The organism is Acidovorax facilis (genome assembly GCF_023913775.1).
Lineage (GTDB): Bacteria > Pseudomonadota > Gammaproteobacteria > Burkholderiales > Burkholderiaceae_C > Acidovorax > Acidovorax facilis.
Map to the genome: position 1 here is coordinate 1 of NZ_JAMXAX010000203.1, position 7,357 is coordinate 7,357.

The following is a 7,357-nucleotide window of genomic DNA, read 5'->3' on the forward strand; positions in this document are numbered from 1 at the left end:
GGTGGGTTTGCGCGAATGCTCGAATCCGTTGTCTTGATCTGCGGCCATTGCCAAGGTCTGCTGCTTCATCTGCGGATAACGTTTGACCCCTCTCAATGGTGGACCTTAATCAGCGTTGCCTTAACACGGTGGCAATGTCAAACTGATGACAAGTCCTCTTGACGTGGATCATGTGCCTGCTCAGCCCCCATGCGCACTGCAAACGGCGTCTGAGTAACGCTGCCCTGATTCCCCGACAGCGGTCCAAGGGTCAGGGCAGCGATCGCTGAGTACAGAGAACTATTTCGTGGGTGCTGTGCGTTGATTGCCATTGCGAACGAGAAACGCATCCAGCACAGCGATTTCCTTTTTTTGCGCGGTAATATTGTCCCGGGCCATGCTGAGTAGTTGGGGATCTTTTCCATCGCGCAATTGGCTCTGCGCCATGTCGATGGCACCTTGATGGTGGATGCGCATCATTTGCGCGAAATCCACATCGGGATTGCCTGACATCTTCACGGACGCCATCTTGTCGTTGTTCTCTTTCATCATGGACTTCATGTCCATCTTGCCTGCAGGCATCGTCTGATCCATGGCAGCGCCTTTCATGCCAGCGTGTGGGGCAGCCTGGGCGTGCAACGACAAGGGAACCACCAACGCGCATGCAAGAAAGGCGGTTGCCGAGACGGTTTTCGAGGGTGGGTGCAGAACTCTCATGGTGGGCTCCTTGAACAGCGTCAATCTGCGTGGGCCATGGCGGCACATTCTTGAGCGCATTTGTGGCAAGCGGCGGCACATGCCTTGCAATGCTCGGCTTCGTGCCTAGCGCACTCGTCGCCGCAGGCCTTGCAGATCTGCGCGCACAGCGCACAAATCGCCTCGGCGTATTCGCTTCGGCGCGCCATCACATCGGCAGCTAAGCTGCAAGCGGCCGCACAGTCCGCGTCCAGCGCAATGCAGCGGGCCATCATCTTGACGTCCTCTTCCTTGAGGCACTCTGCGAAACACTGATGGCAAGCCGTCGCGCACGACCGGCAAGCATTGATGCAAGACATGTAGGGGTTCGGGGTGTGATTCATCTGGATCTCCTGATAGGTTTGGATGGCTCAAAAAGTTGAACTTGATCCTACGCAGCGGGCTGCAAGGAGCATCCATCTTCCGCCGCGAGAAGCATTCGGTTCTGTAGGCTCGCGCCGACGATTGACTCAGCCTTCGAGCAATTTGCCGCAATTTCGGTGCAAGATGACGAAGAGGTTTCAGGGTCGTAATCTAGATGTCATATTCGACCAAGTAGTCTTCGCCAAGGCTGTTTGTTACGCCTATTCGCACGGCTGCCGTCCAATCACAGCCCTTCAAAGCTGACGTAACCACCATGCAGTGCACTACGTGCCCAGCTGTGGTACCTCTTACGCCACAAGGCGTCAGCGCACACGCGACGATCGGATGCCAGAAAGAACGCCAGATGGTTCGGCTTCCCCAGTGTTTGATCGCGCAGCGAGCATGCGGCCTGCGGCATCGACTTTGATCATGCCCAATCTTGGATGGCTCCAGTAGCGCGTTTTTCCATCCTCCGTCGCAACTTTGGTGGCCGACGCCTCAACGCGCACCTCATTGTCGGTAGGTGCGGCAAACGTGGTCGCAGACGCCAGCGACGCTGCTGCGACCAACATAGACACAATCATCTTTGTGTACATGGTCTTACTTTCCTCATCAGTCATTAAAACGTCAGCTGGGCCGACGGCTACACGCGGATACAAGACATCAATGGGCGGCGTGTGGAAGAGGATTTTGGGCTACGGGGACGAACGAGAAGCTGAAGTGCGGATGACGTTTTCGAAATATAGGGAACATGCAATGTTCATCGGGTGCTTCATCCCGGTGAGGAGACATAGACCGTATCTCGAACCAAATCCCTCTGCACTTTTCACCTCGCCCCAAAACTGTCAAAAGCGTAATCGGGAGGTCACCGCCTCGTAGGGGTGCGGGTTCTAGACTTCTCTCCGTGGCGCAGAAAAACGCCACCTGGATGGACCATATCGGGCATCCGGCGCCACAGGAGACCATCATGAAAATTCGTACTGCCATCCTCGTCGCCAGTCTCGCTGCATTCGCTACAGCGTCCTTCGCCACTTCGGTCTACCACGCAAGCCCAAGTCAGGAAGAAGGCGTGAGTCTGGCCCCCGACCACCTGGGCAACGCAGTCAGCCGTCAAGCTGTCGAAAGCACCGTACTGGCCGCGCAAAAGGACGGTTCGCTGTACTGGATCAGCCGTGGTTACCCGGCTACTTATCCGCTCGTCCCTGGCCCCAAGCTGACAAAGACCCGCCAGCAAGTCTTGGATGAGTTGCAGGCCGCCAAGCGCAATCCCGTGACCAGCGACGGCATGCGCGATCTCGGAGGCGAGGCAGGTTGGGTCAACGCCAGCCAAATGCCCTGAACCCCGAACCATCCCCACTCCCGCGAATCTCCAAGACCGGCCTGCGGCTGCACTCAAACCATCTCCATTTATCAAGAAGGAAATCCCATCATGAAACTCAAGTCCACCCTCATCGTCCTCTCTCTTATCGCAGCCCCTGCATTTGCTTCGGACCAAGTGGTCAGTAAGACGCGCGAGCAAGTCCGTGCTGAATTGGCACAGGCTCAGCAGAGCGGCGACATGCTCGCCTTTGGCGAATCGGGTCTTACGCTCAAGCAGATCAATCCTGGCGCCTATCCCGTGGCTACTTCGACTCAGGTCGGCAAATCCCGAGAGCAAGTGCGGGACGAGCTTGAGCAGGCTATCCGTACAGGCGACATCATGGTGGCCGGTGAATTCGGCGTCAAACGCAATGAACTGATGTCAGGCCGCTATCCCATCGTGACAGGCAAATCGCTGAAGACACGTGACCAGGTCAAGAGCGAGCTGGCACGTGCCATCCGCGAAGGCGAAGTCGTCGCTGTGGGCGAAGACGGCCGCAAGCTCAACGAAATCTATCCGGACCGCTATCACGCAGCGCAGCATGCGGCCATGGCCACCACCTCGGACGAATCCTCCAAGGCGCCACGGTTGCAGTGAGTTTTCCCAGGGGGTCAGCGGCTGAGCTGGAGGAGCCTTGCCAAAAAAGGGCCGCCTCCAGCTTGAATGCAAAGCATGCCCACGGCCCCGACAGCAGGTGCGCACGACCGTTGTCTTACAACTCGCTCAGGATCAGACCTGCATGTTCATCACATCGGTGTAGGCCTGGACAATTCGATTGCGGCTTTGCAAGGTCGCCTGGAACGCAATATTCGACTTGACTCCAGCGAGCATGGTCCCTTCCAAGCTGACCGTGGGGTTGCCAAGTGTGACCTCTCGACTCAGCCGACCCGATTCACCTTGCAATTGGCTTGTGATTGTCAGCGCCTGCTTCATGGCGTCTAGAAAACCGCCCCCTTGGATGCTCGGTGCTGTGGACACAGAGTTTCCCAACAAACCGACTGGCGACAGAGCATCCAATGGCTTGGTAGTGACGTTCATGTCGAGGACCTCATGGTTGGACGAAGAATTTGCGAAGTGCCGCCTTGGAGATCTCTACCAAGGTGATGGTCCATCGTAGTTTCTGGCGCCAGACCTGTAGCTTTCGCAGCGCAAGTTATTACCAGCTAGTCCCCCCGTTCGGGATAACAGGCGCTTCATCTTGCCGACATCGCCGTGAATCGAACCCGAGGCCGAAGGAGCCAGACCCAGGCGAACCGCACCATGCCAAAGAACCGGGTCTCACAGCCGCTGCGAAATCTCCAGCAGCGGCTTGATACTGGAACCAAAACGGCTCATCAAAGCGTGGTTCTGCTCCAGTTGGCTATACGGCAGGTACCGGATTCCCAACTCCGAAACGCGGGAGAATGCAGGCCTTTGAAGTTGTTCAGCGACCTTGTCTCTGCGATTGTCTGGAGCCACAAGAAACAATGCACAGTTGACTGCAACCGACGTGCCCAAGGCCAGGTCGAGCATTCGCACGATCCCCGAATAGATGGACGTGGTGTGCTCGACTTCAAATGCGGCCGCGACCTGCGATGTCTGAGTATCAATCCATACGACATCAATGAGTCGAATCGACTCCAGTCCCCTGTCCACGCTGGCAGGCAACTGCGCCAGACATCCGTCTCCCAAAAGGCCGCTGCCGTAGGAGCGACCCCGGTCGTTGGACGCTATCCAGACATCAAACCCGAGAGACTTGCCCAGATCGCGCAATGAAGCCTGAATACCCGTGTGGGTCGCATCGCTTTCGGTCGCCTGGGACATCTCCCGTTGCGATGCGGTGGATTCCAGCCGCACACGTTCAAGGTCTTCTTGCCAGAGTGTCGCCGTCGCCGCATCCATTGCTTGTGGCGGCGCTGCATATCGGCCACTGCCAATGTCAAACATGAGTCCCGCAATCGCACCGAGATCATTCGATAGTTTCAGCCGGTACTGCGCGTTCAAGCGCAGCAAGCCCTCCCGCATAGAGAGATAGTGGTCCCAACGTCCGAGCTTCACGCGCCCGCCAGTCACTGCGTTGAAACCATTGACAATGGCAGTGTTAAAGGGAGAGAGCAGCGTTGGGTGGATGAAATACAGCAAGTTGGCGACTGCTGGGCCCAAGCCTTTGATGCCGATTGCATCGATGCGCTGTATGGCGGCAACGACGTCTTCTGCGCAATCGCAGTGATCGCAGGTGTGAAGGAGATCTGCGAAGGCGAGCTGGTTACTCGTGTTCTCGTAGATGTCCGGAATCCTCAGCTTGGGTTTCCAGAGGAACGCGTGGTCCGCACCTTTGAAAATTTGGCGCTGCTCTGCCACGGAACCCACGATCGTCTCCAGCGAGGAGCCTCGGTAGGCGTTGCCAAACGTTCCTCCCCGGATGTCCTCCACCACCTGTGCAATGCCTCTGCGTATGGAGCGGAAGTTCTTGATCCTCTGATCCCACAGGAACCAGCTGTTGTAGGTGCTGCTCGGATCCGCCTTCCAGCAGTCAATAAGGGTTGCAAAGGGGTCATGCATTTGTCGTGAAGTGCTTGCCAATGGTCTGTGCACTGGGGAAATACATCGAAAAACAGGTCCTGCCATCGGCCGAACTCACTGAGATGCGGCCCCGGTGTGCATGAACAATCGCCTGGGTGATGGACAAGCCCAAGCCCGCACCGTCGGAGTCCAGTTGCTTGCGCGACTTGTCTGCCCGAAAGAAGCGGTCGAAAAGGCGGGGGATCATCTGCGCGTCGATGGAAGGTCCAGTGTTGACTACATCCACGGTGGTTCCGTGAACGTCCCCTTGAATGTCAACGACCACCTGTTCTCCAGGGGGGGTATAGCGAATGGCGTTGGACAGGAGATTGCTCAGCGCCCGGCGCAGCATCAACCGATCGCCAGTGATCTCTGCCGCCCCAATAAGCTGCAGACCGACCTGCTTTTCTTCGGCAAGGGCCTCGTAGAAGTCAAACAGGGCCTGTGCTTCGTCGTGGACAGCAATTTTTTCCGTACTGGGAAGAATGAGTCCGTGGTCGGCTTTCGCCAGGAACAACATATCCGCCACCATGCGGGCCAGACGCTGGTACTCCTCGGCGTTAGAGGCCAGTATGTCCTGATACTCCCCGCAGGAGCGAGGCTGGCTGAGCGTGACCTGTGTCTGCGTCATCAGGTTGTTGATCGGCGTACGCAACTCGTGGGCCAGATCCGAAGAAAACTCGGACAAGCGATCAAACTCCTCTTTCAAGCGCCGGAGCATCTCGTTGAGGGTTGTAGCCAAGTCTGCCATCTCCACCGGAAACTCCTGAGTTGGCATCCGATCGTCCAGCCGCTGCGCCGTGATCGCCATCGCGCGAGACCGCATTGTCCGAAGGGGCGCCAAGCCATTCTTTGCAGCCCACCAGCCCAGGATCCCAGCCACCAGCGTTGCCAATGCCACGTAACCCACGAGCACCCGAATCAGGCCTTGCATGAAATGCTTGTGGTGTGCGATGTCCAACGCGACCCAAATCTGGAGCGGTGCTTGAGAGGCGCCCGGCATCGATACGGATTCGGACATCCCTCGGTACTCGCGGTCATTGGTCTGCCAGGATGCGACCCCCAAGCGGGCTTTCTGGGTTTGGGCGATGAGGTCCTGTGGAAACTGGAAACCCGTGGTCGCGTAAAGCGGGTCCTTGTCACGGAAAACGCTGACAAAAAGGCCCTCATGGCTGTGCAAGACGTCGTCCAGACGCATTTTGAGGTCTTCAGGTGACGTGGATTTTCCTATCACCTCACGTGTGAGGTGGATCTTGTCGCGCAGGGCATCGCGATCCAGTTCCACAAAATGCCGGTCAATGGAAATGGCAACAAGTGTCCCCAGGCCAACAAGCACGAGCCCGGAAGCCAGCGTAAAAAAGACTGTCAGTCGTGTCGTGAGCGAGTACCGAGCTATCACACATTCTCCTGGGGTGCCTCAAGCACATAACCCATGCCTCGCACCGTCTGAATCAGCTTGGCGTCATAGGCATCGTCAATTTTGGCCCGAAGCCTGCGCATTGCCACCTCGACCACGTTGGAATCGCTGTCGAAATTCATGTCCCACACCTGCGACGCGATCAGAGAGCGAGGCAAAACCTCCCCTTGGCGACGCATCAGCAGCTCCAGCAGCCCGAATTCCTTGGGTGTGAGGTCGATGCGTTTGCCGGACCTGCTGACTCGACGCCGCAGAAGGTCCAGTTCAAGATCTGCCACCTGCAGAATAGTCACCTCGGCGCCACTGCGGCCGCGCCTCAGTATGGTCCGTGCCCTTGCCAGCAATTCGGCAAAAGAAAACGGCTTGACCAGATAGTCGTCTGCGCCCAACTCTAGGCCTTTGACGCGATCCTGAACCTGGTCCTTTGCCGTGAGAAATAACACGGGCATCTCAAGGCCTCGACGACGCATATTGGTGAGGACCTGCCAGCCGTCCATCCGAGGAAGCATCACATCCAGGATCACGAGATCGTAATCCTCCTCTTGAACCAGACGCAGGCCATCGACACCGTTGTGAACCAGATCAGCGTTGAATCCCGCTTCACGCAAGCCTTGGCGCAGGTATTCCCCGGTTTTGATTTCGTCCTCAACGATCAGTATCTTCACGAGACCTCCTTGGCGCTACAAGAGGTCGCCAGTGTGCCCGGAGATTTATGCCTTTCTTGAACATGACAAATATGTAATCAATCCGTTATGTCTTTGGAAGCTAATAACTCACACAATGCGTTGCATCAAAACGCATGGTGAATCTATGAGAAATTCTTGGCTTTCACGACTTAAGGCAACGCTGATTAAGGTCCACCATTGAGAGGGGTCAAACGTTATCCGCAGATGAAGCAGCAGACCTTGGCAATGGCCGCAGATCAAGACAACGGATTCGAGCATTCGCGCAAACCCACCCGA

At 56.8% G+C, this 7,357-nt stretch carries 10 protein-coding genes; 2 read left to right on the forward strand and 8 right to left on the reverse strand.

From position 1 onward, the window contains the following. Positions 1-279: 279 nt before the first annotated feature. The 3 genes from NFX52_RS28765 to NFX52_RS28775 form a co-directional block, all read right to left on the reverse strand. A complete protein-coding gene (locus NFX52_RS28765) occupies positions 280-696 on the reverse strand; it encodes a DUF305 domain-containing protein (protein ID WP_238385734.1) in 417 nt (138 codons plus the stop codon). A gap of 20 nt (positions 697-716) precedes the next feature. Next, the gene (locus NFX52_RS28770; RefSeq protein ID WP_055401394.1) at positions 717-1,058 is read right to left on the reverse strand and encodes a four-helix bundle copper-binding protein; all 342 of its coding nucleotides are present in this window, start codon (positions 1,056-1,058) and stop codon (positions 717-719) included. Between the two features lie 342 nt (positions 1,059-1,400). Continuing rightward, on the reverse strand, positions 1,401-1,673 hold the full coding sequence (locus NFX52_RS28775; protein ID WP_055401393.1) for a hypothetical protein: 273 nt from the start codon (positions 1,671-1,673) through the stop codon (positions 1,401-1,403). Positions 1,674-2,044: 371 nt separating this feature from the next. Here NFX52_RS28775 and NFX52_RS28780 point away from each other — a divergent pair, with 371 nt between their 5' ends. Continuing rightward, the gene (locus NFX52_RS28780; RefSeq protein WP_082437598.1) at positions 2,045-2,416 is read left to right on the forward strand and encodes a hypothetical protein; all 372 of its coding nucleotides are present in this window, start codon (positions 2,045-2,047) and stop codon (positions 2,414-2,416) included. A gap of 90 nt (positions 2,417-2,506) precedes the next feature. Next, complete coding sequence (locus NFX52_RS28785; RefSeq protein WP_055401389.1) at positions 2,507-3,034, forward strand: DUF4148 domain-containing protein; 528 nt, start codon at positions 2,507-2,509, stop codon at positions 3,032-3,034. Between the two features lie 132 nt (positions 3,035-3,166). Here NFX52_RS28785 and fliE read toward each other — a convergent pair whose 3' ends face one another. The 5 genes from fliE to NFX52_RS28810 form a co-directional block, all read right to left on the reverse strand. Next, positions 3,167-3,475: a flagellar hook-basal body complex protein FliE gene (gene fliE, locus NFX52_RS28790; RefSeq protein ID WP_055401387.1), complete on the reverse strand. Its 309-nt coding sequence runs from the start codon at positions 3,473-3,475 to the stop codon at positions 3,167-3,169. A 240-nt stretch (positions 3,476-3,715) separates the two neighbouring features. Next, complete coding sequence (locus NFX52_RS28795; RefSeq protein ID WP_055401385.1) at positions 3,716-4,978, reverse strand: type II restriction enzyme NmeDI-related protein; 1,263 nt, start codon at positions 4,976-4,978, stop codon at positions 3,716-3,718. Further along, entirely contained in the window at positions 4,971-6,377 is a 1,407-nt protein-coding gene (locus tag NFX52_RS28800; RefSeq protein ID WP_055401383.1) for a heavy metal sensor histidine kinase, read from the reverse strand. The genes NFX52_RS28795 and NFX52_RS28800 overlap by 8 nt, the downstream gene beginning before the upstream one ends. Further along, positions 6,374-7,060 (reverse strand): heavy metal response regulator transcription factor, encoded by a 687-nt coding sequence (locus NFX52_RS28805; RefSeq protein ID WP_055401381.1) that lies wholly within the window; start codon positions 7,058-7,060, stop codon positions 6,374-6,376. The genes NFX52_RS28800 and NFX52_RS28805 overlap by 4 nt, the downstream gene beginning before the upstream one ends. Before the next feature lie 108 nt (positions 7,061-7,168). Next, positions 7,169-7,357, reverse strand: a 189-nt coding sequence (locus NFX52_RS28810; protein ID WP_252635945.1) for a hypothetical protein, incomplete at its 5' end; no start/stop codon positions are given.